This is a genomic window from Pseudomonas sp. UYIF39 (assembly GCF_029963765.1).
GTDB lineage: Bacteria > Pseudomonadota > Gammaproteobacteria > Pseudomonadales > Pseudomonadaceae > Aquipseudomonas.
The window spans coordinates 16,950-42,312 of record NZ_JALBYU010000010.1 but is presented as its reverse complement, the minus strand read 5'-3'; the positions used below and the strand labels follow the sequence as shown (position 1 = coordinate 42,312).

At 60.1% G+C, this 25,363-nt stretch carries 23 protein-coding genes and 1 pseudogene; 7 read left to right on the top strand and 17 right to left on the bottom strand.

The features are described from left to right. Positions 1–282 precede the first annotated feature (282 nt). Positions 283–3,459, top strand: a complete 3,177-nt coding sequence (gene rne / locus MO767_RS15615; RefSeq protein WP_282481237.1) for a ribonuclease E — start codon at positions 283–285, stop codon at positions 3,457–3,459. Positions 3,460–3,522: 63 nt separating this feature from the next. Here rne and MO767_RS15610 read toward each other — a convergent pair whose 3' ends face one another. The 12 genes and pseudogenes from MO767_RS15610 to MO767_RS15555 all read right to left on the bottom strand — a co-directional run bounded on the left by MO767_RS15610 (position 3,523) and on the right by MO767_RS15555 (position 14,969). Next, positions 3,523–4,113 (bottom strand): nucleotidyltransferase family protein, encoded by a 591-nt coding sequence (locus MO767_RS15610; RefSeq protein ID WP_282481236.1) that lies wholly within the window; start codon positions 4,111–4,113, stop codon positions 3,523–3,525. Further along, a complete protein-coding gene (locus MO767_RS15605) occupies positions 4,110–5,093 on the bottom strand; it encodes an XdhC family protein (RefSeq protein ID WP_282481235.1) in 984 nt (327 codons plus the stop codon). The genes MO767_RS15610 and MO767_RS15605 overlap by 4 nt, the downstream gene beginning before the upstream one ends. Beyond that, the gene (locus tag MO767_RS15600) at positions 5,093–7,414 is read right to left on the bottom strand and encodes a xanthine dehydrogenase family protein molybdopterin-binding subunit (protein ID WP_282481234.1); all 2,322 of its coding nucleotides are present in this window, start codon (positions 7,412–7,414) and stop codon (positions 5,093–5,095) included. Before MO767_RS15600 ends, MO767_RS15605 begins: the two co-directional genes overlap by 1 nt. Beyond that, complete coding sequence (locus tag MO767_RS15595; protein ID WP_282481233.1) at positions 7,411–7,881, bottom strand: (2Fe-2S)-binding protein; 471 nt, start codon at positions 7,879–7,881, stop codon at positions 7,411–7,413. Before MO767_RS15595 ends, MO767_RS15600 begins: the two co-directional genes overlap by 4 nt. 244 nt (positions 7,882–8,125) lie before the next feature. Further along, positions 8,126–9,145 carry a UDP-N-acetylmuramate dehydrogenase gene (gene murB / locus MO767_RS15590; protein WP_282481232.1) on the bottom strand — a complete coding sequence of 340 codons (1,020 nt, stop codon included), beginning with the start codon at positions 9,143–9,145 and terminating at the stop codon, positions 8,126–8,128. Beyond that, on the bottom strand, positions 9,142–9,606 hold the full coding sequence (locus MO767_RS15585) for a low molecular weight protein-tyrosine-phosphatase (RefSeq protein WP_282481231.1): 465 nt from the start codon (positions 9,604–9,606) through the stop codon (positions 9,142–9,144). Before MO767_RS15585 ends, murB begins: the two co-directional genes overlap by 4 nt. Continuing rightward, positions 9,606–10,370, bottom strand: a complete 765-nt coding sequence (gene kdsB, locus MO767_RS15580) for a 3-deoxy-manno-octulosonate cytidylyltransferase (protein WP_282481230.1) — start codon at positions 10,368–10,370, stop codon at positions 9,606–9,608. The genes MO767_RS15585 and kdsB overlap by 1 nt, the downstream gene beginning before the upstream one ends. Further along, entirely contained in the window at positions 10,367–10,552 is a 186-nt protein-coding gene (locus MO767_RS15575) for a Trm112 family protein (RefSeq protein WP_007945752.1), read from the bottom strand. Before MO767_RS15575 ends, kdsB begins: the two co-directional genes overlap by 4 nt. Positions 10,553–10,575: 23 nt before the next feature. After that, complete coding sequence (gene lpxK, locus MO767_RS15570) at positions 10,576–11,586, bottom strand: tetraacyldisaccharide 4'-kinase (protein ID WP_282481229.1); 1,011 nt, start codon at positions 11,584–11,586, stop codon at positions 10,576–10,578. Continuing rightward, complete coding sequence (locus MO767_RS15565) at positions 11,586–12,017, bottom strand: biopolymer transporter ExbD (RefSeq protein ID WP_282481228.1); 432 nt, start codon at positions 12,015–12,017, stop codon at positions 11,586–11,588. The genes lpxK and MO767_RS15565 overlap by 1 nt, the downstream gene beginning before the upstream one ends. Then, on the bottom strand, positions 12,014–12,649 hold the full coding sequence (locus tag MO767_RS15560; protein WP_282481227.1) for a MotA/TolQ/ExbB proton channel family protein: 636 nt from the start codon (positions 12,647–12,649) through the stop codon (positions 12,014–12,016). The genes MO767_RS15565 and MO767_RS15560 overlap by 4 nt, the downstream gene beginning before the upstream one ends. Before the next feature lie 98 nt (positions 12,650–12,747). Then, positions 12,748–14,969: pseudogene (locus tag MO767_RS15555) on the bottom strand (DNA internalization-related competence protein ComEC/Rec2). 135 nt (positions 14,970–15,104) lie between these two features. Here MO767_RS15555 and MO767_RS15550 point away from each other — a divergent pair. Then, positions 15,105–15,641, top strand: a complete 537-nt coding sequence (locus MO767_RS15550) for a DUF2062 domain-containing protein (RefSeq protein ID WP_282481226.1) — start codon at positions 15,105–15,107, stop codon at positions 15,639–15,641. A gap of 29 nt (positions 15,642–15,670) precedes the next feature. Here MO767_RS15550 and MO767_RS15545 read toward each other — a convergent pair whose 3' ends face one another. From MO767_RS15545 to MO767_RS15530, 4 genes are all read right to left on the bottom strand, one after another. Next, entirely contained in the window at positions 15,671–16,450 is a 780-nt protein-coding gene (locus tag MO767_RS15545; protein ID WP_282481225.1) for an ABC transporter permease, read from the bottom strand. After that, complete coding sequence (locus MO767_RS15540) at positions 16,447–17,379, bottom strand: ABC transporter ATP-binding protein (protein WP_282481224.1); 933 nt, start codon at positions 17,377–17,379, stop codon at positions 16,447–16,449. The genes MO767_RS15545 and MO767_RS15540 overlap by 4 nt, the downstream gene beginning before the upstream one ends. Positions 17,380–17,512: 133 nt before the next feature. Further along, a complete protein-coding gene (locus MO767_RS15535) occupies positions 17,513–18,136 on the bottom strand; it encodes a glutathione S-transferase (protein ID WP_282481223.1) in 624 nt (207 codons plus the stop codon). A gap of 43 nt (positions 18,137–18,179) precedes the next feature. Beyond that, positions 18,180–18,839 carry a transglutaminase family protein gene (locus MO767_RS15530; protein WP_282481222.1) on the bottom strand — a complete coding sequence of 220 codons (660 nt, stop codon included), beginning with the start codon at positions 18,837–18,839 and terminating at the stop codon, positions 18,180–18,182. A 249-nt stretch (positions 18,840–19,088) separates the two neighbouring features. On the opposite strand from MO767_RS15530, the gene MO767_RS15525 reads away from it, so the two are divergent. Then, a complete protein-coding gene (locus tag MO767_RS15525; protein ID WP_282481221.1) occupies positions 19,089–21,536 on the top strand; it encodes an acyl-CoA dehydrogenase in 2,448 nt (815 codons plus the stop codon). A gap of 84 nt (positions 21,537–21,620) precedes the next feature. Continuing rightward, positions 21,621–22,028, top strand: a complete 408-nt coding sequence (locus MO767_RS15520; RefSeq protein ID WP_008152400.1) for a PA2817 family protein — start codon at positions 21,621–21,623, stop codon at positions 22,026–22,028. Between the two features lie 66 nt (positions 22,029–22,094). Here MO767_RS15520 and MO767_RS15515 read toward each other — a convergent pair whose 3' ends face one another. Further along, on the bottom strand, positions 22,095–23,093 hold the full coding sequence (locus MO767_RS15515; protein ID WP_282481220.1) for a LysR family transcriptional regulator: 999 nt from the start codon (positions 23,091–23,093) through the stop codon (positions 22,095–22,097). 91 nt (positions 23,094–23,184) lie between these two features. Here MO767_RS15515 and MO767_RS15510 point away from each other — a divergent pair, with 91 nt between their 5' ends. From MO767_RS15510 to MO767_RS15500, 3 genes are all read left to right on the top strand, one after another. Beyond that, a complete protein-coding gene (locus MO767_RS15510) occupies positions 23,185–23,811 on the top strand; it encodes an alanyl-tRNA editing protein (RefSeq protein ID WP_282481219.1) in 627 nt (208 codons plus the stop codon). A 91-nt stretch (positions 23,812–23,902) separates the two neighbouring features. Then, on the top strand, positions 23,903–24,673 hold the full coding sequence (locus MO767_RS15505; protein WP_282481218.1) for a 2OG-Fe(II) oxygenase: 771 nt from the start codon (positions 23,903–23,905) through the stop codon (positions 24,671–24,673). Position 24,674: 1 nt separating this feature from the next. Beyond that, a complete protein-coding gene (locus MO767_RS15500; protein ID WP_282481217.1) occupies positions 24,675–25,310 on the top strand; it encodes a LysE family translocator in 636 nt (211 codons plus the stop codon). Positions 25,311–25,363: the final 53 nt, after the last annotated feature.

The following is a 25,363-nucleotide window of genomic DNA, read 5'->3' as shown; positions in this document are numbered from 1 at the left end:
CAGGGATACGTGTAGGGTGGAGATGCACAACCGCTGGACTGTGTAGCAATAGGCTTTATCAAGACGCTTCATCTCGTCCACAGCCGCTGGTTGATTCCTCCTCCTGACTGAGTGCTTAAGTAGCCACAGCAAGCAGGACGCGTACGTCGCGACGCCGGCCCAATTGGTCGGGGTTCGCTAGACACTGGAGTGTCCAACCACTCCTGACGCACCTGACACCGACCATGAGAAGTCGTGTGTGCCGAACGCCGTTTCCGGCAGCCCGGAAACCGACGGTACTACATGAAAAGAATGCTGATTAACGCAACTCAACCCGAAGAGTTGCGTGTTGCACTGGTAGATGGCCAACGCCTCTACGACCTGGACATCGAATCCGGTGCACGCGAGCAGAAAAAGGCCAACATCTATAAAGGCCGGATTACTCGCATCGAACCAAGCCTTGAGGCTGCCTTTGTCGATTTCGGCTCTGAGCGCCACGGCTTCCTGCCCCTCAAAGAAATCTCCCGCGAATACTTCAAGAAAGCCCCCGAAGGCCGCGTCAACATCAAGGACGTCCTGAGCGAAGGCCAGGAAGTCATCGTTCAGGTCGAAAAAGAAGAACGTGGCAACAAGGGCGCAGCCCTGACCACCTTCATCAGTCTGGCCGGTCGTTACCTGGTTCTGATGCCGAACAACCCGCGTGCCGGCGGTATTTCCCGTCGCATCGAAGGTGAAGAGCGCAACGAACTGCGTGAAGCCCTTAACGGCCTGGTTGCCCCGGCCGACATGGGTCTGATCGTTCGCACTGCCGGCCTGGGCCGCAGCAGCGAAGAAATGCAGTGGGACCTCGACTACCTGCTGCAACTCTGGACCGCCATCAAAGAAGCCTCGCTGGATCGCTCCGCGCCGTTCCTGATCTATCAGGAAAGCAACGTGATCATCCGCGCCATCCGCGACTACCTGCGCCAGGACATCGGCGAAGTGCTGATCGACAGCGTTGAAGCCCAGGACGAAGCCCTGACCTTCATTCGCCAGGTGATGCCGCAGTACGCCAGCAAGATCAAGCTGTACGAAGACAGCGTTCCGCTGTTCAACCGTTTCCAGATCGAAAGCCAGATCGAGACCGCTTTCCAGCGCGTCGTCGAACTGCCTTCCGGTGGTTCCATTGTTATCGATCCGACCGAAGCCCTGGTGTCCATCGACATCAACTCGGCGCGCGCCACCAAAGGCAGCGACATCGAAGAAACCGCTCTGCAGACCAACCTTGAAGCCGCCGAAGAAATCGCCCGTCAGTTGCGCCTGCGCGACATCGGCGGCCTGATCGTCATCGACTTCATTGACATGACCCCTGCCAAGAACCAGCGCGCCGTGGAAGAGAAAGTCCGCGAATGCCTGGAAGCCGACCGCGCTCGCGTGCAAGTCGGTCGCATCTCGCGCTTCGGCCTGCTGGAAATGTCCCGTCAGCGCCTGCGTCCATCGCTGGGCGAAAGCAGCGGCATCGTCTGCCCGCGTTGCAACGGCACCGGCATCATCCGTGACGTTGAATCGCTGTCGCTGGCGATCCTTCGCCTGATCGAAGAAGAAGCCCTGAAAGACCGCACTGCCGAAGTTCGCGCACAAGTGCCGATCCCGGTCGCCGCGTTCCTGCTCAACGAAAAACGCAACTCGATCACCAAGATCGAACTGCGCACCCGTGCCCGCATCGTCATTCTGCCGAACGATCACCTCGAAACGCCGCACTTCGAAGTTCAGCGTCTGCGCGATGACAGCCCGGAAGCCGCGGTCGGCCAGTCCAGCTACGAAATCGCTGCTGCCGCTGCCGAAGTCGAAGAAGTCCAGCCAGCCGCTGCAACCCGCACCCTGGTTCGCCAGGAAGCCGCGGTCAAGACCGCTCCGGCTCGCGCCAACGCTCCGGTTCCGACCGAAGTCGTCGCCGCTCCGGTGGTTGCACCGGTCGCCGCGCCTGAGCCAAGCCTGTTCAAAGGCCTGGTGAAGTCGCTGGTCAGCCTGTTTGCGACCAAGGAAGAGCCTGCTGCTCCGGTGGTGGTTGAAAAACCGGCGACCACCGAGCGTCCAGCCCGCAACGAAGAGCGTCGCAACGGTCGTCAGCAGAGCCGCAACCGTAACGGTCGCCGCGATGAAGAACGCAAGCCTCGCGAGGAACGTGCACCGCGTGAAGAACGCGCACCACGTGAGCCACGCGAAGCCCGCGAAGAAACTCCAGCGGTAGCAGTCGCCCGCGAAGAACGCGCTCCACGTGCCCCTCGTGAAGAACGTGCACCGCGCGCTCCTCGCGAAGATCGCAAGCCACGTGGCGATCGTGAAGAGCGTCCGGTTCGTGAACTGCGTGAGCCTCTGGATGCCGCTCCGGCCACCGCTGCTACCGCTGAAGAGCGTCCAGCCCGTCAGCCACGTGAAGAACGTGCTCCACGCCCACCGCGTGAAGAACGTCAGCCACGTGCCGAGCAAGCGCCTGCCGCCGTTGCTGAAGAAGAGCTGGTTACCAACGAAGAGCAACTGCTGGAAGACGGTCAGGAAGGCGCCGAAGGCGATCGTCCACGCCGCCGCTCCCGTGGCCAGCGTCGTCGCAGCAACCGTCGCGAGCGTCAACGCGATGCCAACGGCAATGTGATCGAAGGTTCGGAAGAATCCGAGTCCGCCGAAGGTAACGAAGCTGCCGAAGCCAACGAAGCGCCAAGCGCTGCCGATCTGGCCGCGGGCCTGGCTGTTACCGCAGCCGTTGCCAGCACCGTGATCAGCGCTCCAGCCGAAGCACAGGCTAACGAGCAAGCCGAACGCGCGACTGCCGCCACCCTGGAAACTGCTCCAGTGGAAGCGCCCGTGGTTGAAGCAACGACTCCGGTCGAAGCCACCGCGGCTCCGGAAATCGAAGTGGCCCCGGCTCGTGAAGCACAGCCTGTATTTGAAGCTGCCGCTGAGCCAGTGGTTGCCGCAGAACCGGTTGTCGAAACAGTCACCGAAACAGTGACCGAAGCTGTCCGTGAAGTTCGCGAAGAGCAAACCGCGTTCAACTGGGTTGCCGAGCCAGCCGCCGCCGAAGCGCCAGTAGCCGAGGCCATGGTGTCCGAGCCAGTGGTTGCTGCTGCCGAGCCGGCTCCGCTGGTTGAAGCACCGGTTGTTGCCGAAGTGGCCGCACCGGAAGTCGAAGCCGCCCCTGTCAGCGCCCTGACGCCGAGTGGCCGTGCGCCGAACGACCCACGTGAAGTGCGTCGTCGCAAGCGTGAAGGGGAGCGTCTGCAGAAGGAAGCCGAACTGGCTGCCGCTGCTGCTCCGGCGGCTGTCGAACCAGCTCCGGTTGTCGCTGAAGTCGTCGAGGCAGCACCTGCCCCGGCTGCTGAAGTCGCTGCTGCCGAAGCCGCTGAATCGGTGATCGAAACAGCACCGCGCTCCATTCAGGAAGCGGTAGAGCAACACGAGCAAGCCCTGGAAAAAGAACACGAGCCTAAACCTCTCGTCTGATTCCATCGGCCACTAAAAAGCCCCGCCTGGTGATCCAGGCGGGGCTTTTTTTTATGCCCATGTCTACGCGAACACTAACTTCTCTGGCACATCCACATCCCACAACACCCCGGGATCGTCCACGGCCACCTCGACTACTCTCGCCTGCGCAAACAACGCCTTGGCACCTCGATCACCGGACAACGCCATCAACGCCGGACCGAAGCTGCGCCCAAATCCCACCGGATGCCCAAACTCGCCTTGATGCACCGGAACACTGACGGCGTCATCAGCAATCTCCACCACCACCCGTTCAATACTCGACGCAAGGATGAACGGCATATCTCCCAGCACAATCAGCCAGCCACTGAGCTGCGGACACGCCGCCACCCCGGCTGCGATGCTGTCGCCCATGCCGGTAGATTCGATCAGCACAATCTCGCAGCCATAGGCCTGAGCCATGCGGATCACTTGCGGTCGATCCTCAGTGGTCACCAGTACGCGCTTCTCCAGGGAAGCCGGCAAATTCACCAGCACTTGCTCGATCATCGAATGAACAGCACCCTGGCGCCCCGTACAATCCGCCACCAGCTTGTCCCTCTCGACACCGGCCTCTTGTCGAAACCGACTGCCCTGCCCCGCTGCCAGCACGATGACGCCGATGGGTTCACTCATACCACCTCCTGCAACAGCTTCTTCTGCTTCAGTTCGACGCCGTTTTTGATCGCCACGATTTCGGCTAGCAGCGACAAGGCGATTTCCGCCGGTGTGTGGCTGCCAATGTGCAAACCGATCGGGCCATGCAGCCGCTCGATTGCCTCTTGTGACAAACCTAGCTGAGCGAGGTTTTCCCGGCGCTTCAAGCTATTGACCCGGGAGCCCAGCGCACCGACATAAAACGCCTTGGAGTCCAGCGCCGTGAGCAGCGCCATGTCATCGAGTCGAGGATCGTGGGTCAGCGCAACGATGGCTGTACGCTCGTCAGTCTGGATGCTGAGCACCGCGTCATCGGGCATGCCCGAAACAAATCGGCCGTGCTGCTCTTCCCAGCCGTAAACGAACTCGGTGCGCGGATCGCAGATCAGCACTTCGAAATCCAGCAGCCGCGCCATCTCGGCGACATAACGGGACAACTGCCCCGCACCGATCAGCAACAGCCGCCAACGTGGACCGTAAATGGCCCGCAACGTCTTGCCATCGAACGTCAGGACATCAGTCTTGTCGGCCGGTTGCAGCATGACTTCACCCGTCTCGACACTGAGCGAGCGAGCCACGATTTCATGCGCCTCGCAGCGCGCCAGCAACTCGGCGACCCAAGCCGGATCGCCGACCCGTTCCTCCGTCAGGCGCAAGGTGCCGCCGCACGGCAAACCGAAGCGTGCCGCCTCCTCACGGGTGACGCCGTAAGTGATCAATTGCACCGCGGGCCCATCGGCTGGAATACGACCGTCGCGCAGCCGGGCAATCAAATCGTCTTCGACACAACCACCGGACACCGAGCCAATCACCACACCATCTTCACGCAAGGCCAGCATGGCGCCAGGTGCCCGCGGCGCGGTGCCCCAGGTCTGGACCACGCTGTACAACACCACCCGCTGACCGGCGCGGCGCCATTCGAGCACGCTGCGCAGGACGTTCAGATCGACGCTGTCCATCAGGCTTGCGCCTTCTGCCAACCTTGCAGCTGATAGCGAACCGGCAGGTTGCGGATGCGCTTGCCGGTGGCGGCAAAGATTGCGTTGCACAGCGCGGGTGCGATCGGTGGTACGCCCGGTTCACCGACACCGCCTAATGGCACATCACCGGGTGGTGTGACCAGATGAACCGCGACTTCCTTCGGCGCCAGCGACATGCGCGCCACTTCATACATGTGGAAGTTGTCCTGCTGGACCTTGCCGTCCTTGAAGCTGATTTCCCCCAGCACCGCGTTGCCCAGGCCCATGACGCAGGCGCCTTCGAACTGCGCGCGAATCCGCTCGGGGTTGATCTGCGGTCCGCAATCCACCGCGATGTCGGCCTTGTGCACGATCAACGTGCCGTCGTCTTTGACTTCAACCTCAATCACCGCCGCCACATAGGTCACGAAACTGTAATGCACCGCCAGGCCCAGGCCTCGGCCCTTGGGCAACTCGCGACCCCAACCTGCCGCTTTGGCAGCGGTTTCCAGCACCGTACGCAGCCGCGCGGTGTCGATTGGATACCGTTCGGGGGATTCGCCGTAGTTCCACTCTTCGCTCAAGGTGCGCGGATCGATCTGCCGGTCCGGGCCGAGCAATTTGATCTGGTACTTGAGCGGATCCTGGCCGGCCTTGTGCGCCAGTTCATCGACAAAGCTCTGAATCGCAAAACCGTGAGGAATATTCGACACCGAGCGATACCAGCCGACGCGGGTATGGACCGTCGCTTCCGGGTTTTCCAGGCGCACGTTGGGGATCGCGTAGGCCATGTTGGTGAAACCCATGCCCAGTTCGAAGGCCGCCTCGTGGTTCATGCCCGGCGCAAACAACGCGGTGATGCTCGGCGCCACGGTGCGGTGCAACCAGCCGGACGGCAGGCCGTCCTTGTTCAGGCTGGCTTTCAGGTACTCGGCCGACACCGTGTGGAAATAGGAGCAGTGGATGTCGTCTTCACGGGTCCATTGCACTCGCACTGCCTTGCCGGGGAATTCCTTGGCAAGGATCGCGGCTTCGATGATGAAGTCCGGTTTGGATTTACGCCCGAAACCGCCGCCCAGCAAGGTGACGTTAAAGGTGACGTTATCGAACGGAATACCGAGGCGCTCGCCAATGCGTTCGCGGGTAACTTGGGGTGCCTGGCTTGGAGCCCAGGCTTCGCACACACCGTCCTTGAAGCGGGCGATGGCGACCATCGGCTCCATGGGTGCTTGCGTGAGGTGCGGCAGGTAATAGGACGCTTCGAGCGTGCTGTCAGCGCTGCCCATGGCTTCATCGATGTTGCCGGTATTGCGCACCACTTTGCCGGGTTTGAGGGACGCAGCCTCAATTTCCTTGCGGTAGGCGATCGAGTCATAACTGGCGTTGGGGCCATCGTCCCATTCGATTTTCAGAGCCTCGCGCCCCTTGATTGCAGCCCAGGTATTGCTGGCGACCACGGCCACACCGCCCAACGGCTGAAACTCCGACGGCAACGGATGGCCTTCGATCTGCACGACCTTGAGCACGCCCGGGACTTTCATTGCGGCGCTGGAATCGACGGACTTGACCTTGCCGCCGTATACCGCAGGGCGCGCAATGGTGGCGTAGAGCATGCCGTCGAAATGGACGTCTGCACCGTAAATGGCGCGGCCATTGACGATGTCGGCACCGTCGATAGCCTTGGTGCCTTCCTTGCCGATGTAACGGAATTCCGACGGTTGCTTGAGCCGCAGACTGTCACGCGCCGGCACTGCCAACGCACCGGCCGCGGCGGCCAAGGCGCCGTAACCCAATTCACGACCGGACGGTTTATGGATGACTTTATGCAATTGTGCATGGCATTCGCTGACCGGTACTTTCCACTGTTCGGCAGCCGCTTGTTCAAGCATGGTCCGCGCGGCAGCACCGCATCGGCGCATCGGCTCGTACCAGTGGCGCATGCTGCGCGAACCATCGGTGTCCTGGTTGCCGAAGCGCACTTCGTCGCCCGGCGCCTGTTGCACCTTCATCATCGCCCAGTCGGCTTCCAGTTCATCGGCCACCACCATCGTCAGGCTGGTGCGCACACCCTGGCCCATTTCCGAACGGTTGCAGACCACGGTCACCATGCCATCAGCGGCAATGCTGACGTAAACCTTCGGATCATCGATCCAGCCGTTGGGCATGCCATCGGCGCCGAATTTTTTCTCTTTCTCGGCAGCGAAAGCATCTTGCCAGCCCCAGCTTGCAACCAGAACCAACGCGCCGGTGGCACCGACACCTTTAAGGAAACCGCGGCGACTGAGGTTGCTCAGCGCGAAATCATTCGGTAGCTGGCTCATGCCTTGGCTTCCTTCAGGTGAGTGGATGCCTGGCGGATGGCGGTCTTGATACGGTTGTACGTGCCGCAACGGCAAATATTGCCGACCATCGCCTCTTCGATCTGTTCGTCGCTGGGGTTCGGGTTGGTCTTGAGCAGGGCCGTGGCGGACATGATCTGCCCGCCCTGACAAAAACCGCACTGGGCCACGGCGGTGTCGAGCCAGGCTTGCTGGACGATTTGCCCGACCGGGTCGGCGTGCAGGTTATCGATGGTGGTGACGTTCTGGCCGACTACCGAACCGATCGGCGTGATGCAACTGCGCGCCGGAGCGCCTTCGATATGAATGGTGCAGGCGCCGCACAGGCCCATGCCACAGCCGAATTTGGTGCCGTTGTAGCCGGCCACGTCGCGGATCGCCCAGAGCAGCGGCATGTCCTCGGTGACATCGAGTTGATGGTCTTGACCATTGAGCTTCAGGGTAATCATGGGCACGCCCGCATAGTTATTGGTTATGGGGTCGAGCAATCTGCCGCCTGGGGTTGGCGGTTGGCATCACGCAGATCGGCTCAGGCTAAAGAGGCTCTCTTATGCGGACGGTAGCGTCTGCATCGGGCCTTTGATGGAGCAAACGTTTGCATCGTTAGGTGGCTAAGTTAACCCAGTATTAACAAAAAAGCCCTGCACCGTTAAACGTGTGCAGGGCTTTGAAATCAGCCTCGAAAGCGTAGCCTCAATACCGATTGGGCTCCATTTCCAGGTCGACATGGAAACGTTCTGAAATGTCTTTCTGGATGCGTTGCGCCAGGTTCAGTAATTGAAGACCGGTCGCGTTGCCGTAGTTGACCAGCACCAACGCCTGCAATTTATGCACGCCGGCGTCAGCATCACGGAAACCTTTCCAGCCGGCCCGTTCGATCAGCCAGCCCGCCGCCAGTTTCATCTGCCCGTCGGGTTGCGCGTAGGCCACCAGATCCGGGTATTCACCTTTGAGTTGCGCGACAAGCGCTGTTGGCACCAAAGGATTTTTGAAGAAGCTGCCGGCATTGCCGAGCACTGCCGGGTCCGGAAGCTTTTCGTTGCGGATGCTGCAAATCGCCTGGCTGACATCGGTGGCAGTCGGATGATCGATACCTTGCTCGGTCAGGCGCTGACGCACCGGGCCGTACTCCAGATGCAGGTGCGCGGCGCGGTCCAGGATGAAACGAACCCGCAGGATCAACCAACGCCCCGGTTCCTGTTTGAACAGGCTGTCGCGGTAGGCGAAGTTGCATTCTTCCAGGGTGAAGTCCCGCAAGTCGCCGGTCTGGCGGTCCAGCGCGGTCAGGCCGGCGAACACGTCCTTGATCTCCACACCATAGGCGCCGATGTTCTGCATCGGTGCCGCACCGACGGTGCCGGGAATCAGGCTGAGGTTTTCCAAGCCCGACAAACCCTGCGCAAGGGTGTGCTGCACGAACGGATGCCAAGGCTCGCCGGCCTCGGCTTCGATGACGACCTTACTGCCGTCATCACTCAGGATGCGAATCCCGCGGGTGGCCATGCGCAGCACCAGCGACTGTATGTCGGCCGTCAGCAGCAGGTTGCTGCCACCGCCAATCACCAGCAGCGGCACGTCATGTTCTACCGCATAAGCCAGGGCTTCACGCACGTCTGCATCGCTGTGGGCTTCGGCAAACAGCCGGGCCTGAACGTCGACACCAAAGCTGTTGAACGGCTTGAGCGAAACCCGGGGTTGAACCTGCAAACTCATAACCGTCCCTTCAATTCGATCACCAGCAAATCACTGGCACGCTCGATCAGGTCCAGCACCTGCTCAAAGCCTTGGTCGCCGTCGTAATACGGATCCGGCACTTCATCGATTTCCGACTGGTAGCGACGCAGGAACAGGTCCAGCTCGGCTTTGCCCTTGGCCGGTTGCAAGGCCTTGAGGTTGCCCAGGTTGCTGTGGTCCATCGCCAGAATCAGGTCGTAGGTGGCGAAATCAGCCCGGCTCACTTGCTGGGCGCGCTGAGCGGACAGGTCATAACCGCGCAGCTTGGCCGCCGCCTGGCTGCGCTTGTCCGGGGCCTTGCCGACGTGCCAGTCACCGGTACCAGCGGAGGCGACTTCGATTAGATCGGCCAGCCCCGCTTCTCGCAGTTTGTGTCGCAACACGCCTTCAGCCGTGGGCGATCGGCAGATGTTGCCCAGGCAGACAAACAAAACCCGCATCAGGCCTCCAGCAGGCGACGAACGCGCTCAAGGTCTTCGACGGTATCGACGCCGGTCGGCGGTGCGATCAGCGCATCGGCGACGTGAATCCGCACGCCGTGCCACAGGGCACGCAGTTGTTCCAGGGATTCGGTATTTTCCAGCCAGCATGGGCCCCAGCTGACGAAGTCATGCAGGAAACCGGCGCGGTAGGCATAAATGCCAATGTGCCGACGATACGGCACGCCTTCCGGCAATTGCTCGCGGCTTTTGGCGAACGCGTCCCGGGCCCACGGCAACGTGGCACGACTGAAGGTCAGCGCCAGGCCATTAAGGTCGCTGACAACCTTGACCACGTTGGGATTGAACAGGGTTTCCACGTCTTCGATCGGCTCAGCCAATGTGGCAATGCGCGCTTCAGTGTGGACGGCCAGATTGGCGGCAACCTGATCAATCACGCTCGGCGGGATCAACGGTTCGTCACCCTGAACGTTGACCACAATGGCGTCGGGGGCCAGGCCCAGCTTCGCGGCAACTTCGGCCAAACGGTCGGTGCCCGAATTGTGATCTTCGCGGGTCAGCACCACTTCAGCGCCAAACCCGTTGCAGGCCTCGACGATGCGCGCATCGTCAGTGGCCACCACCACGCGTTGGGCGCTGCTTTTGCTCGCCTGTTCCCAGACGTGCTGGATCATCGGCTTGCCGGCAATCAGCAGCAGCGGTTTGCCCGGCAAGCGGGTGGAGGCGTATCGCGATGGAATGACAACGGTAAAGGCTGTGTTCATTTATCCAGACGCTCGTCGGTGGTCAGGGTGCGGGCTTCGGTTTCGAGCATCACCGGGATGCCGTCGCGAATCGGGTAAGCCAGGCCTGCGCCCTTGCTGATCAGCTCGGTTTTGTCGGCGCTGAGCTTGAGCGGGCCTTTGCAGACCGGGCAAGCGAGGATATCGAGCAATTTGGTGTCCATGAGCATTCCCTGGATAAATGGATTTAAGGCAAAAGACGAGCCGGCAACAGGCGCATCAGCTGCGTATCGAACCAGGCCACGAAGGCCGGCGATGGCGCAGCATCGACCGCCAGGTACCACCAATCGGCAGCGGCGAAGGCACGGCACTTCACCGCGTCCTTTTCGGTCATCACCAACGGTAATGACGGTGTGAAATTCAAGGCCTGCACGCTGTATTCGGCGTGGTCGGCAAACGCATGCGGGACTGGCCGCCAGTGTAGCGTTTCGAGAGTTGTGAAGAAACGCTGCGGATTGCCGATCCCGGCCACGGCGTGCAGCGCCTGGCCAGCGGGAAAGTGGTCGAGGGGACGCCGCTCGCCGCTGTGCAGATTGACCAGTTCGATGGGTTGAAGCTGGAAGGCAAAACCTCCGTCGCGATCGGCAGCAGCGCCGTTATACAGCACCGCGTCGACGCTTTGCAGACGCTCGGCCGGCTCACGCAACGGCCCGGCGGGCAGGCAACGCTGGTTGCCCAGGCCGCGGGCGGCGTCGATCAGCACCAGTTCAAGGTCCCGGGCCAGACGGTAATGCTGCATGCCGTCGTCGGACAGGATCAGGTCCAGTGGCTCACTCGCCAGCAGCGCTTTGACGGCACGGCTGCGGTCGGGGTCGATCATCAACGGAACGCCGGTACGCTGGACGATCAACAGCGGTTCGTCGCCTGCAATCTCGGCGCTTTGATCCGCCTCGACTCGCCACGGCAGTTGCGGTGGCTTGGCGCCGTAACCCCGGCTAACCACCCCGACCCGCAGGCCACTGCGCTGACAATGCTGGATCATCCACAGAATCAGCGGCGTCTTGCCGGTGCCGCCGACGGTAATGTTGCCGACCACGATCAGCGGCACCGGCGGTTGATAGATCTCGCCCTCACCCGCCAGAAAACGCTTGCGCTTGTTCATGACCACGCGCCGATACAACCACTCCAGCGGCTGTAACAACTTCAGGGCCGGATGACCTTGGTACCACGCGGCGAGCAAGCGATCGGACATGGCCATCAGGGCGCGGGCGGCGCCGCCTCGACAGTGGTCATGCGCAGGTGGCTGAAACCGAGTTTGCCGGCGGCGTCCATGGCGGTGATGACGGACTGATGCTGAGTCTTGCCGTCGGCGCTGATGGACAGCGGCAGGTTGGTGTCGCCACTCGATGCTTTCTGCAGCGCGTCCATCAGCGTGGCCAGATCGTTTTTCGACAACAATTGGTTGTTCACCGAGAATACGCCCTCGGCGCTGATGGCAACGTCCAGATGCTTGACCTGCTGGTCTTCGGCAGGCGAACCGCTGACAGCTTCCGGCAGATCGACGCGCAACTGGGTTTCACGGGTAAACGTGGTGGTGACCACGAAAAACAGCAGCAGGATAAACACCACGTCGATCAGCGACGCGAGGTTGATGTCCACATTCTCCCGTTGCTTGCGGCGGAATTTCACGCTTTGCCACCATTCAGGTCAACATCGCGATCGCCCTGTACAACTTCGACGAGCTTGATCGCTTCCTGCTCCATGCCCACCACCAGTTCATCGATCCGGCGTTGCAGGAAACGGTGGAAGAATACCGCCGGAATACCGACCATCAGGCCCGCGGCCGTGGTGATCAGGGCCTTGGAAATACCACCGGCCAACACCGCAGCGTTAGTGCCCATACCCGAGCCCATGAACGCGCTGAAAATGTCGATCATGCCGAGCACCGTCCCCAACAGCCCCAGCAGCGGGGCCATGGCGGCGATGGTGCCTAGCGCATTGATGTAGCGTTCGAGCTCGTGAATCACTCGCGCAGCAGCCTCTTCGATGCACTCTTTCATGATCTCGCGACCATGCCTGGAGTTGGCCAGGCCAGCGGCCAGGATTTCACCCAAAGGCGAGTTGGCGCGCAGTTCCTTGAGTTTGTCTTTATTGAGTTGTTTGTCCTTGATCCAGACCCAGACCTGCCCGAGCAAATGCTCCGGGGTCACACGGCTGGCACGCAGGGTCCAGAGACGTTCGGCGACGATCGCCATTGCCGCGATGGAACTCAGAATGATCGGCAGCATCATCCAGCCGCCGGATTTGACTAATTCCCACACAGTGATAGTCCCCTCGAAAAAGTGCGCCACTCTAACATAGGGGGTCCACGCACCGAAGACCGTGATGTCGCATCCGGTCGGGCTTTAATCACTCCGGGTTACTGCGCAGAGCGCCAGAAACGCCGTTCTTGACGCATCGTCCATGGCGGCTTGAAGTGCCCCAGTTGCAGACGGATGGCACCCTGTTCGGCGCTGTCATGGATTGATATGCCGCGCTTTCGATAGCGCGCCATGATCGTGGGATGGGGATGACCAAATGAATTTCCCTGACCGCGGGAGATCAACACCGCTTGGGGCTGCAACGCGGCAAGCAACGCCATCGATGACGAACTGCGACTGCCGTGGTGCGGCGCTGCAACCAATCAGTGGTGACGGCCAGTGGACTGGCGAGCAGTGCCCGCTCGGCTGCGGCATCTATATCACCGGTCAATAACAGACGCTCGCCATTGGCTTCTATCTGCAGAACGCAGGATTTCTGATTGCTGTCGCTGGCCGAAGACCATTGCCAGAGCTTGAACCTCACATCATCCCAGACCCATTGCTTGCCGCTCTCGCAGCCCTGCGCCTGCAACTCGGCAGGCAACGCCTGGGGATCGCCACTGACCACCCGTTTCACCGGCAGGCCATTGGCAACGGCCCGGGCGCCGCCCGCATGATCAGCGTCAGCATGGCTGATCAGCATCAAATCGAGCCCCTCCACGCCCAGTTTGCGTAATGTCGGCAGCACCACCCGCTCGCCCAGGTCGAAATCGCCGAAACGCGGTCCGGTGTCATACAACAGTGTGTGATGACGGGTGCGCACCAGGATTGCCAAACCCTGGCCAACATCCAGCTGCCAGACTTCGGCGATGCCTTCAGGCAAGACCTGCCGGGGAGGAAAAACCAGCAACAGCAGCATCGGCCAACCCAACGAGCGAAACGGCACACCTCGAGGCATTAATAGTAGAAAGGCACCGAGTGTGCCGAGTGCCCATATCCACAACGGGATGGCCACCGGCACCCACGCGGGCAAGTACCCGGCCATCAGCGCCAGGCCGTTGAACAAGAGGTCAATCAAACCTCCTGCCAACCACAGCAACCCTTCGCCCACGTAAGGAAGGGGTAAAAACAACGTACCCAGCAATGCCGGAGGCAGCACGACCAGGCTGATCCACGGCACCGCGAGCAAATTAGCCACCGGCCCGCTGAGACTGATCGGCAACCCGAGCACCAGCAGCAACGGGCACAGACCAATCGCGATCAGCCATTGAGCGCGGGTCCAGGTTTGCCACCAACGCCATGGGCCCAGCCGACCACCGAAGGTGAAGATCAACACCGCCACCGCGGCGAACGACAGCCAGAAACCCGGTTGCAGACTCGCCAGCGGATCCAGCAGCAAAACACCGTCGAGCGCCAGCAACAGCGGCCACCAGGCACCGAGGTGACGAAATCGCAGGCGCCACAACAGCACCAGACCGATCATCACGCAGGCCCGCCGCACCGGCACCTCGAGCCCGGCCAGCAGCCCATAACCGAGAGCGGCCGCGAACGCGAGTCCACAGGCCCACGGCAGCCAAGGCAAGCGTTTCGGCCACAGGCCATAACGGGCCAGCCCGGCGATCAGCAGATACACCAACCCTGCCAGTAAACCGACGTGCTGTCCGGAAATCACCAACAGATGGACGGTTCCGGTGTCTTGCAGCACTTGCCAGTCTTCGCGACTCAGCCCAGCGCCATCCCCCAGCACCAACGCCGTCAGCGCTCCCGTTCGCCCCTGGGCATCCACGGACTGCAAGCGCTGACGGATGCCGTCGCGCCATGCCCATTGGGCTTGCTTGAGCCGCTCGCCAGCCTTGACCGTCCCGGTAGCGCCGATGCGTTGCGCCAACAGCCAGGCGTCGTAATCGAAGGCATGGGGATTGAGCAGCCCCGCAGGCCGCTTCAACTTGACCGCCAGTCGCCAATGTTCGCCGCTGTTGACCGGCGGCCCGTCATACCAGGCCAGGCGCAGCAGTTGCGGCACCTTGCCGTGTCGCGACCGGGCATCCGCCAATTCAAAGCGCACGACTGCCTCATTGTTCTGGGGCAATCCCGTCACCCGACCTTCGACCCAACGGGTTTCGCCATCAAGGCTCATCGGCAGCCGATCATCCAGCGCCCACTGTGCATTCGCGCACGCCCAACTGAAGCCGAACAGGAAAAACGCCAACGGATAAGTCCTGAACGGCAGCGCCATCAATCCCATGACTGGCAACAACAGCCACAACCAGACCGGCGGTAATACCGGTAAAAAACGCAGGATCAACAGACCCAACGCCAGCGCCATCATCCCTGTGCGCATACGCCCGTCCTTGAGAGTCCCCTCCTAGGCATAGCCGGCTAATCGCACGGGCATCGTTATTAATTGTCACAAAGTCTGAATGGGCGCCTCATAGAATCCAGACATACTTGCCGCCTTAACCGACCGAGAAGCCTTATGCCCCGGCGCTTATTCAAACGTTACATGCCAGACCCGATCAGCATCAGGGAACACAAGTCCTTACGCTTTCTCGGCACCCTGCTGCATGACCCGAACCTCTGGCACCTCAACCGCCATTCCGTCGCACGGGCCATGGCGGTTGGTCTGTTCGCGGCGTTCCTGCCGATTCCACTGCAGATGCTGGTCGCCGCCATTCTCGCCATCATGGTGCGCGGCAATATGCCGATTGCGGTCAGCCTGGTCTGGCTGACCAACCCGATCACCATGCCGGCGGTGTTCTTCTGCACTTACCAGACCGGGGCCTGGCTGATGGACGTTCCCACCCGCCATTTGCCGGACGAGCTGACCTGGGAATGGATCAGCGGCGAACTCTCCTCCCTTTGGCAGCCGTTTTTACTCGGTTCGGTGGTGACGGGGCTGGTACTCGGCGCACTGGCTTATTGCCTGACCATGATGTACTGGCGCTGGTGGGTTGGGCGGCAGTGGAAGCGGCGCAAGAAAAACCGGATGCAGAATAAAAAAACGGCACCCTGAGGTGCCGTTTCTGATTGAGCAGTGCGCGATTACGTGCGCATCCCGCGACCGCTGACCAGCAGCCGTGCGCAACCGATGTACAACACCACGGTCGCCACCAGCATGAAGGTGATCGCCACGCTGATCCTGATGTCCGAAACGCCAAGAATGCCGTAACGGAAGGCGTTTACCATGTGCAGCACCGGGTTGGCCAGGGACACGGTCTGCCAGAACGGCGGTAGCAAGGTGATCGAGTAGAACACCCCGCCCAGGTAGGTCAGCGGTGTCAGCACAAACGTCGGGATGATCGAGATGTCATCGAAGTTGCGCGCAAACACGGCGTTGATGAAGCCTAGTAGCGAGAAGATCGTCGCTGTCAGCACGACCACCAGAATGGTCACGCCCAGGTGATGCACTTGCAAATGGGTGAAGAACAGCGACAGCAGAGTCACGATGATCCCGACCATCAAGCCGCGCAGCACGCCGCCCAGGGTGTAGCCGATCAGAATCGTATGCGGCGACACGGGCGACACCATCAATTCTTCGATGGAACGCTGGAACTTGCTGCCGAAGAAACTCGAGACCACGTTGCCGTAGGAGTTGGTGATCACCGACATCATGATCAGCCCCGGCACGATGTACTCCATGTAGGTGAAACCACCCATGTCACCGATCTGCCGGCCGATCAGATTGCCGAAGATCACGAAGTACAGAACCATGGTGATGGCCGGCGGCAGCAGCGTCTGCGGCCAGATCCGGGTAAAGCGTCTGACTTCCCGGTAAACGATGGTATTGAGGGCAACGAGGTTGGGTTGCAGCTCGGAACTCATACCGCCACCTTCGACAGGTTTTTTTCCACCAGGGACACGAACAACTCCTCGAGGCGATTGGTTTTATTACGCAGGCTCAGCACTTCAATGTTCTGCTGCGCCAATTGGGTAAACAGCGCAGTGATGCCCATGGCCTTGTCGACCTGAACTTCAAGGGTGTGGCTGTCGAGCAGTTTGGTCGGATAACCGAGCAACTGCGGCGCGGTTTGCAGTGTGTTTTTGATGTCGAGCAGGAACGTTTCCACATGCAGTTGGCTGAGCAACTGTTTCATGCTGGTGTTCTCGACGATGGTGCCGTGATCGATGATGCCGATGTTGCGGCACAACTGCTCAGCCTCTTCCAGGTAGTGGGTGGTGAGGATGATGGTGATGCCTTTCTTGTTCAGCTCGGTGAGGAAGGTCCACATCGAGCGACGCAGCTCGATGTCCACCCCCGCCGTAGGTTCGTCGAGGATCAGCAAGCGCGGTTCGTGAACCAGCGCACGGGCGATCATCAGGCGACGCTTCATGCCGCCGGACAGTGAACGCGACGGGACATCACGCTTGTCCCACAGACCCAGTTGGGTCAGGTACTGCTCGGCGCGTTCCTTGGCGATTTTCGGCGGGATGCCGTAATAACCGGCCTGAGTCACGACGATGTCGAAGGTTTTTTCGAACTGGTTGAAGTTGAATTCCTGAGGCACTACGCCGATGGAGCGCTTGAGCTGCGCAGGATTCTTGTCCAGGTCGTGACCGAAGATATTCACCGTCCCGCTGGTCTTGTTCACCAGGGTCGAGAGGATGCCGATGGTCGTGGATTTGCCGGCGCCGTTGGGGCCGAGCAAGGCGAAAAAGTCACCTTCGGCGACGTCCAGATCGATACCACTCAAGGCCTGGAAACCGTTGCCGTAGGTTTTGGTTAGCTGCCGGATGGACAGAGCGGAACTCATATCGGATTTACGCACCAAGAAGGGAAGAAAGGGACAAACAAGGGCGGGCGGCGACTAATACAACCGCGGCGCACGAGCGCAATGGTGCTTGGCGCCGCCACACAAGTACAGTCAAGTGTGTCGATAGTGAGTATTAAGTCAACGCGGTCATAACCGCTTTCTGATACGCCGGACGCTGTTTCAGGCGTGCATACCAGGCTTGCAGATGAAGCTGCGGTGCGCGCTCGATCGGCATCTCGAACCAGGCATAAATAAAACTGCCCAGAGGAATGTCGCCCATGCCGATCTCATCGCCAGACAGGTAGGATTGGGTCGCCAGTGCCTGGTCGGCCATGGACAGCAGGCCATCGCACTCCTTGATCGCGGCGTTGATTGCGGGCCAGTCCTGTTGACTTTCCGGAGTACGTAACACCCCCCAGAACACCGTACGGAACGGGCCGGCAAAACTTGAAGTGGTCCAGTCCATCCACTTGTCGGCAGAAGCCCGGGCCTGCAGATCCTCTGGATACCAGGCTGTGCCGTTGGCGTGGCGAGCCATCAGGTAACGCACGATGGCGTTGGATTCCCACAGCACGAAACCCTCGTCCTCAATCACCGGCACGCGGCCATTGGGGTTCATCGCACGGTACTGCGGCGTATCGACTACACCAAAGGCGCCGCCCGCATCGATGGCTTCATAAGCCAGGCCCAGCTCCTCGGCGGCCCACAAAGGTTTTCTGACATTCGACGAGTTTTTCCGACCCCAGATCTTCAGCATGACCGCCTCTTTATGGATGAATGCGCAGGCAGCATACGCGGGATCAGGCGCGACTCAAATCGCTCTGCATGTCACCCAGCAGCGCGGGCAGTGTGTCGCTGAACAGATGCGGATAGCACTTCTCCAGGTGCTCGAAAAAGAACGCTTCAGGCACGTCGGTGAACTGGCCGTGGTCGATCAGGTATTCCATCAATTGCTCGCCGTCGCGATTGTACGGATGGAAAACGCTGTCGTTGATTCCGTCGAATTCCAGTGGTGCGACATTGAACAGTTCGCACAAGCCTTGGTTGAACGCTGGCGTGGCTTTGACCCAGCTTCCGTTCAGATACAGCTCCGTATAGCCGTGCATGGCGAACACGTCGCTCTTGAGCAACTCGAGCAACCGCGGCGTCGACAAATGATTGCGCACATCCGCCAGACCGATCCGCGCGGGAATCCCGCAATGCCGGGCGCACCCGGCCAGCAGCGTGGCTTTTGGCACGCAATAACTTTCCCCCGCTGCCAGCGCATAACTGCCGCGCAAGGTATCCGGATCGCGACTGAAGGTGTAAGGGTTGTAACGCACGGCTTCGCGCGCGGCGTAATAGAGATTGATCGCCTGCTCTAGAGGGTCGCGACGGCTGCCGCGATGTTTTTCGGCGAACTCCACCACCGACGGGTGGTCACTATCGATGAAGCGGCCGGGACTCAGATACTCGTGCATGAGAACAATCTCCTGGGGAAGCCACGAGTCTAGCGACACGTTCAGCACAGAGATAACGACGTTTCGGCCAAACATGGACGCTTTGCCGCCCGCCCAACGAACGATTTCCGCGGCTTGTTGCCAACCGGGCCTACAAAACACATCCATGGTTTCCCACGAATTCAATCACATCGCTCTGACCACCCTGTTTTGCGGATGCCGTCTAAGCTCTGAAAGTCGGTTTTGCCCTGGTTTCACGGAGGATTAAATATGCTGCTGTTGTGGATACTGGTTCTGGTTGTCGGGATTGCTTATTTAGCCCACCGACGCATCGCTCCACTGCCCGCCCTTTGCGTCGTTGCCGTTTACATGGTGGCGATGGGCGCTTTCAGCCGCACGCCAGGCTGGCTGTTGCTGATTTTCTGGGTGTTGATCGCGGCAGTGGCTGCGCCATTGTTGTTGCCCGACCTGCGCCGAAAATTTTTCAGCGCGCCGCTGTTCAACTGGTTCCAGAAAACCCTGCCACCAATGTCGCAAACCGAACGCGATGCGATTGATGCTGGCACGGTGTGGTGGGACGGTGAACTGTTCAGCGGTCGCCCGGACTGGAACAAACTGCTGGCCTATCCAAAAGTACAGCTGAGCGAAGAGGAACAGGCCTTTATCGACGGCCCGACCGAAGAACTCTGCGCGATGGTCAGCGACTGGCAGATAGGTCAAACCATGGACCTGCCTCCCGAAGCCTGGGCCTACATCAAGGAAAACGGCTTCTTCGCCCTGATCATTCCCAAGGAGTTCGGCGGCAAGGGTTTCTCCGCCTATGCCCACTCCCAGGTGGCGATGAAACTGGCGACCCGCAGCGGCGACCTTGCCTCTACCGTGATGGTCCCCAACTCCCTCGGTCCGGCCGAACTGCTGCTGCATTACGGCACCGACGAGCAACGCAACCACTACCTGCCACGACTGGCGCGCGGCGATGACATCCCGTGCTTCGCACTGACCGGCCCCCTGGCCGGCTCCGATGCCGGCTCCATGCCCGACACCGGAGTGATCTGCAAAGGCGAATGGGAAGGCAAGGAAACCTTGGGCCTGCGCCTGAACTGGGAAAAGCGTTACATCACGCTGGGTCCTGTTGCCACCCTGCTCGGCCTGGCGTTCAAGGCCTACGACCCGGATCACCTGCTGGGTGAGGAGGAAGACCTGGGGATCAGTCTGGCGTTGATCCCGACCGATACCGCCGGTGTTGAAATCGGCCGCCGTCACTTGCCGTTGGGCGCTTCATTCATGAATGGCCCGAACTCCGGCAAAGATGTCTTCGTACCGCTGGACTTCCTCATTGGCGGCCAGGAAATGATCGGCAAAGGCTGGATGATGCTGATGAACTGCCTGTCGGTCGGGCGTTCGATTTCATTGCCAGCGGTCGGCACCGGTGCCGCCAAGTTCACCAGTCTGGTGACCGGCCAGTACGCTCAGGTCCGTGAACAATTCAATGTTCCACTGTCGGCCTTCGAAGGTATTCAGGAAGCGATGGCGCGCATCGGCGGCAACGCCTGGATGATGGACGCGGCGCGGATGCTCACGGCCAATGCGGTGGATTTGGGCGAGAAGCCATCGGTGCTGTCGGCGATTCTCAAGTACCACCTCACTGAACGCGGCCGCGAGTGCATCAGCCACGCCATGGATGTTCATGGCGGCAAGGCAATCATCATGGGGCCGAACAACTACCTCGGTCGCAGCTGGAACGGCGCGCCGATTTTCATCACTGTGGAAGGCGCGAACATTCTCTCGCGCAACCTGATGATCTTCGGTCAGGGCGCGATTCGCTGCCATCCCTTCGTGCTTAAGGAAATGGCCCTCGCCGGTCGTGAAGACAAGGACCAGGCCCTCATCGAGTTTGATGGCCTGCTGCTCAAACACATCGGTTTCGCCGTGAGTAACGCCGCCAGCACGCTGGTGCTGAACCTTGGTTTCGGTCACTTCGAACACGCGCCAGGCGACAAGCTCAGCCAGGGTTACTTCCGCGCCCTCAATCGCCAGGCGGCTGCGTTTGCCATGCTCGCCGACCTGAGCATGATGCTGCTGGGCGGCGAATTGAAACGACGCGAACGTCTGTCGGCACGTCTGGGGGATGTGCTCAGCAACATGTACCTCGCCTCCGCCGCACTCAAGCGTTACCACGACCTCGATTCACCGGAGCACATGGCACCGCTGTTTACCTGGGCCATGGAAGAAAGCCTTGGGCAGTCGGAACGAGCGCTGGATGAACTGCTGACCAACTTCCCGAACAAGGTGTTGGGTTGCCTGTTGCGGGTGATCGTGTTCCCGTTCGGTCGTCGTCACAAAGGGCCATCGGACAAACTCGGCGCCGAAGTGGCGGCGGTGATCGGCCGCGCCAAGGGCGATCCAACCCTGGAAGAGTTGCTCGGCGGTTGCTACCGGCCGCAATCCACTGATGACCCGGTCGGCGCCCTGCAACATGCGTGTAACCTGCTGAGTGCCGCGCAACCGCTGCGCAAAAAGCTTCATGTCGCACTCAAAAGCGGCCAGGTCAAACCGGTCGCAGGGGAACACGTCATCGATGCAGCGCTTGAGGCTGGCGTGCTGCAGCCCGTGGAAGCACAGACCCTGCGTGACGCCGAAGCGGCGCGGCGCAAGGTGATTGATGTCGATGATTTCGACAAAAAGGAACTGGCGCTGGGCGAAGGAAAGGTCCGCTGATCCAGCCAGCGTCCTCTACACATGTAAAAAAGGGCGTGGGGGCTTTATACTCCCGCGCCCGTTTTGCTCTTGAGGACTTATCTCGTGTCCAATGTCGTTGCCGATCATCTTGTCTTGCTCGACCACCTGCGCAGCATCCTGGTCGCCGTAGGTGAGGCCGAACAGGTTCCCGAAGAAAGCCATGCCTTGTTCCTGGAGCGCTTCGACGAACTGCGTGCGTTGCTGCCGGTCGACCCGATCGAAAGCCAATACCTGGGCCAGGACATTCTGTGCCAGGTGATCACCCGCTACCCGCAAATCGCCCACCTGGTCCCGCGCGACCTGCTGTGGTACTTCGCCGGTGACTGCCTGCATTACATGCCCGACGATGAAATCGACTTGTATCAGGCGCTGGAAGAACGTCGTTTCGAAGCCGAACAAAACGATGAACCTTTCGACTGGAACCAGGAAAAACAGCTGCTGGCGATGTCGAAAGACGACAGCAAGCACTGATCCTCGGTCAGAAATACAAAAGGCCCGCATGGTTGTACATGCGGGCCTTTTTATTGATCTTGTTTTTTATAGCAACCCATCACTCTCGGGCAACTCATACTGCGCAGCGACTTTTCCCAACGCACTGGGCTTGCCCGGCTTACTCAGGGTCGGCTCCTTCTCCAGGCACTCCACCAGATAGTCGATCAGCACCCGTAACTTCGGTGGCAAATAACGGGTTGGCGAATGCAGCAGCCAGGCACCGCCGTGGTATGACGCCAGAAAGGTCCAGTCCGGCAGCACCTGCACGATCAGCCCTTGCTCCAGCGCATAACGTGCGGTGAAGTACGGCAGGCTGCCAATCCCGATGTGCTGCAACACTGCGCCCAACCGCACGCCGGTGTGATTGGCCGCATAACGTCCGCGCACGCCAACGGTTACAGCCTTGCTGCCTTTCTTGAATTTCCAGCGTGCATCGCTCGGCGTTTCGCCCAGATAGATGCAGCTGTGGTTGAGTAAGTCGTGGGGATGGGTCGGTGTGCCGTGCTCGGCCAGGTATTGCGGCGTTGCACAGAGCATATGATCGATGGTCAGCAATTGCCGACCGACCAGTCCAGCAGGTGGCCGATCTGTAATACGAATCGCCAGATCAACGTTGTCGTCGATCAAATCCACCTGGCGGTCCTCAAGCAACAGCTCCACATCCACTTTGGGATAGCGACGCAGAAATTCCGGCATATGCGGATGAATCACGAAACGCCCCACCGCCTTCGGCACACTGACGCGCACCAGACCTTCCGCTTCATGGGTGAACTGGCCGCTGATTTCCATCACCGACTTGGCTGCGCTGACCATCTCCTGGCAGCGTTTGAACACCTCTTCCCCACCGTCGCTCAAGCGCAACTTGCGCGTGGTTCGCTGCAGCAAACGGGTCGCGAGCGCCTTCTCCAGGCGCGAAATGCTGCGACTGACCGCCGAGGGTGAAGAACCCAACTGGCGAGCAGCCTCGGAGAAGCTGCCGGTCTCGACAACCTTGACGAAGATCGCCATTTCACCGAGCAGCGGTAGTGGAAGATTTATGCTCACAGCGCAACAGTCCTTTGATGTTTGAACGGATTATCACGCAATTCCACGCTTCATATAATAAAAAATAGATTTGTTAATAAGGGCATGGAATATGACGCTTCGCCTCTTTTTCCATAGTGATGACCTCAAGGCCAATGTGGAAGTCCTGGATTGCACGCCCCACGAGAACGAATTTTCCGTGGTGCTGCGCGCCACGTTGTTTCATCCCCAAGGCGGTGGACAGCCCTTTGACACCGGCTGGATCGGCGAAAGCCGAGTACTGAGGGTTGCTCAGGATCCGGACCGGATCATTCATTTCGTCGACCATCCGGTAAAACCGGGCATGACTCAGATTCGGGTCGACGAACAACGCCGCCAGTTCAATTCACGCATGCATTCCGCCGGCCACCTGATCGGCCACTTCGTCCAGGCCATGGGCTGGATGCCGATCAAGGCTCATCACTGGCCGGGTGAAGGACGCGTGCAATTCAAACCGGCAGAGTCGGCAAAAGAGGTTGATGCCGAGATGATTCAGCACGGCATCTCGCAGTGGATCGCCAATGATCTGCCGCGCCTGACGTCGATGCGTGAAGGCGCCCGGGAAATCGGTTTCGGTGAACTGCCCGCCTACGGCTGCGGCGGCACCCATGTACGCAGCCTGAAGGATTTGGGCGCGGTCACGATCACGTCCCTTTCACTGAAGAAGGGAACGCTGTCAGTCCACTACAGCGTGGATTGAGCATTTGGGTGATGCGTTCCTGTCATCGCCTCACGCCGGGGGAACCTGCGGTCGCGGGTTCTGTTGACTATCTGATAGATGGACCTAAGACATGATGCTTGACGTCGAGCGTCTCGATGAGACGTGCATAAAAAAACTGGCCAACGAAGAAGTCCTCGCCATCCGCGTCAAAGGCTTGTTGCCCAAGCCGCTGGCGATTCAGATTGGCGACAAGATCCTCGCCCCGGGCTTCGAAGGCTATATCAATGCGCCGAGCATCGGCCGCATCGGCATGGCGTTTTATGAAGCGGAAAACCAGCCGCTGCTGATCGAAGATTATTTCGAACGCGCCACCCGCAACATTGCGGAATTACGCAACCGGTGTGCGCCCTATTCGTCCCCCGTCGACACCCTGCGCTGCATGCTCGACGAGTCCTGGCCGGCGGGTGCTCACCTGGAAAATCTCTACGGTCGCAAGATGTATGTCGGGCTGTCCCGGGTGGTGAAACCCGGGATCTGTTTTCTGGCCCACCACGACATTTTCGCCAAGGACGCCCCGGACAGTTACCAGGCCAAAAGCCTGGAAGCGCAGTTCGCCTGCAATGTTTACCTGAACATGCCCGCCGAGGGCGGTGCACTGCAGATGTGGGACCACGACATCTCCCCGGACCAGTTCGACGAAATGCGTGGTGACAGTTACGGCATCGATCCGGTTCTGCTCGGGACTCCGACCCTGGAGATTCTTCCCGAGCCGGGTGATTTCATCATGTTCAATTCGCGCTGCATGCACTCGGTGACACCGGGTGTGGCTGATCCGCGCTTGAGCCTTTCGTTCTTTGTCGGCTATCGCGGCAATGCTTCACCCCTTACTTTCTGGAGTTGAGATGCTTTCGAATTACCTGGGCGAGTTTCTGGCGCTGGCAACTATCCACTTTCTGGCCGTGGTTGCACCCGGACCGGACTTCGCAGTGACCATCCGTCAGAGCGTGCGTTTCGGTCGACTGGTCGGGATTTGCACGGCGCTGGGCATCGGCGCGGGCATTTCCGTGCATGTGCTTTACACCTTGCTCGGCGTCGGCGCGCTGATGCATACGACACCCTGGCTGCTGACGGTGGCCAAGGTTGTGGGTGGCGCTTACATTTTGTACCTCGGTGTCAGCCTGTTGCGCAGCAAGCCCAAGACCGTACTGGAAGGCGACAAGCCTGACGAACCGGTTGTAGAACAAACGTTGCTGAAGGCATTTACCACCGGTTTCCTGACCAACGCGACCAACCCGAAAGCCACACTGTTTTTCCTGGCGATCTTCACCACCATCATCAGCGCCACAACACCACTGAAAATCCAGGCGCTTTACGGGGTCTGGATGTGTTTTGTGAATGCGCTGTGGTTTGTGATCGTCGCGCTGTTCTTTTCCAGTGCCCGGGTACGGCTACTGTTTATGCGCATGGGGCACTGGTTTGAACGCACCATGGGGGTGATTTTGATCCTGTTCGCCGGGCGCCTGATTCTGTCGATGTAAAACTTTCGCCCATGCAAAAGGCCCGCTCAGTCAGACTGGCGGGCCTTTTTCGT

Coding starts and splice junctions, on each gene's coding strand:
- rne (WP_282481237.1), top strand. CDS start 283: ATGAAAAGAATGCTGATTAACGCAACTCAACCCGAAGAGTTGCGTGTT.
- MO767_RS15610 (WP_282481236.1), bottom strand. CDS start 4,113: ATGAGTGAACCCATCGGCGTCATCGTGCTGGCAGCGGGGCAGGGCAGT.
- MO767_RS15605 (WP_282481235.1), bottom strand. CDS start 5,093: ATGGACAGCGTCGATCTGAACGTCCTGCGCAGCGTGCTCGAATGGCGC.
- MO767_RS15600 (WP_282481234.1), bottom strand. CDS start 7,414: ATGAGCCAGCTACCGAATGATTTCGCGCTGAGCAACCTCAGTCGCCGC.
- MO767_RS15595 (WP_282481233.1), bottom strand. CDS start 7,881: ATGATTACCCTGAAGCTCAATGGTCAAGACCATCAACTCGATGTCACC.
- murB (WP_282481232.1), bottom strand. CDS start 9,145: ATGAGTTTGCAGGTTCAACCCCGGGTTTCGCTCAAGCCGTTCAACAGC.
- MO767_RS15585 (WP_282481231.1), bottom strand. CDS start 9,606: ATGCGGGTTTTGTTTGTCTGCCTGGGCAACATCTGCCGATCGCCCACG.
- kdsB (WP_282481230.1), bottom strand. CDS start 10,370: ATGAACACAGCCTTTACCGTTGTCATTCCATCGCGATACGCCTCCACC.
- MO767_RS15575 (WP_007945752.1), bottom strand. CDS start 10,552: ATGGACACCAAATTGCTCGATATCCTCGCTTGCCCGGTCTGCAAAGGC.
- lpxK (WP_282481229.1), bottom strand. CDS start 11,586: ATGGCCATGTCCGATCGCTTGCTCGCCGCGTGGTACCAAGGTCATCCG.
- MO767_RS15550 (WP_282481226.1), top strand. CDS start 15,105: ATGCCCCGGCGCTTATTCAAACGTTACATGCCAGACCCGATCAGCATC.
- MO767_RS15545 (WP_282481225.1), bottom strand. CDS start 16,450: ATGAGTTCCGAGCTGCAACCCAACCTCGTTGCCCTCAATACCATCGTT.
- MO767_RS15540 (WP_282481224.1), bottom strand. CDS start 17,379: ATGAGTTCCGCTCTGTCCATCCGGCAGCTAACCAAAACCTACGGCAAC.
- MO767_RS15535 (WP_282481223.1), bottom strand. CDS start 18,136: ATGCTGAAGATCTGGGGTCGGAAAAACTCGTCGAATGTCAGAAAACCT.
- MO767_RS15530 (WP_282481222.1), bottom strand. CDS start 18,839: ATGCACGAGTATCTGAGTCCCGGCCGCTTCATCGATAGTGACCACCCG.
- MO767_RS15525 (WP_282481221.1), top strand. CDS start 19,089: ATGCTGCTGTTGTGGATACTGGTTCTGGTTGTCGGGATTGCTTATTTA.
- MO767_RS15510 (WP_282481219.1), top strand. CDS start 23,185: ATGACGCTTCGCCTCTTTTTCCATAGTGATGACCTCAAGGCCAATGTG.
- MO767_RS15505 (WP_282481218.1), top strand. CDS start 23,903: ATGATGCTTGACGTCGAGCGTCTCGATGAGACGTGCATAAAAAAACTG.
- MO767_RS15500 (WP_282481217.1), top strand. CDS start 24,675: ATGCTTTCGAATTACCTGGGCGAGTTTCTGGCGCTGGCAACTATCCAC.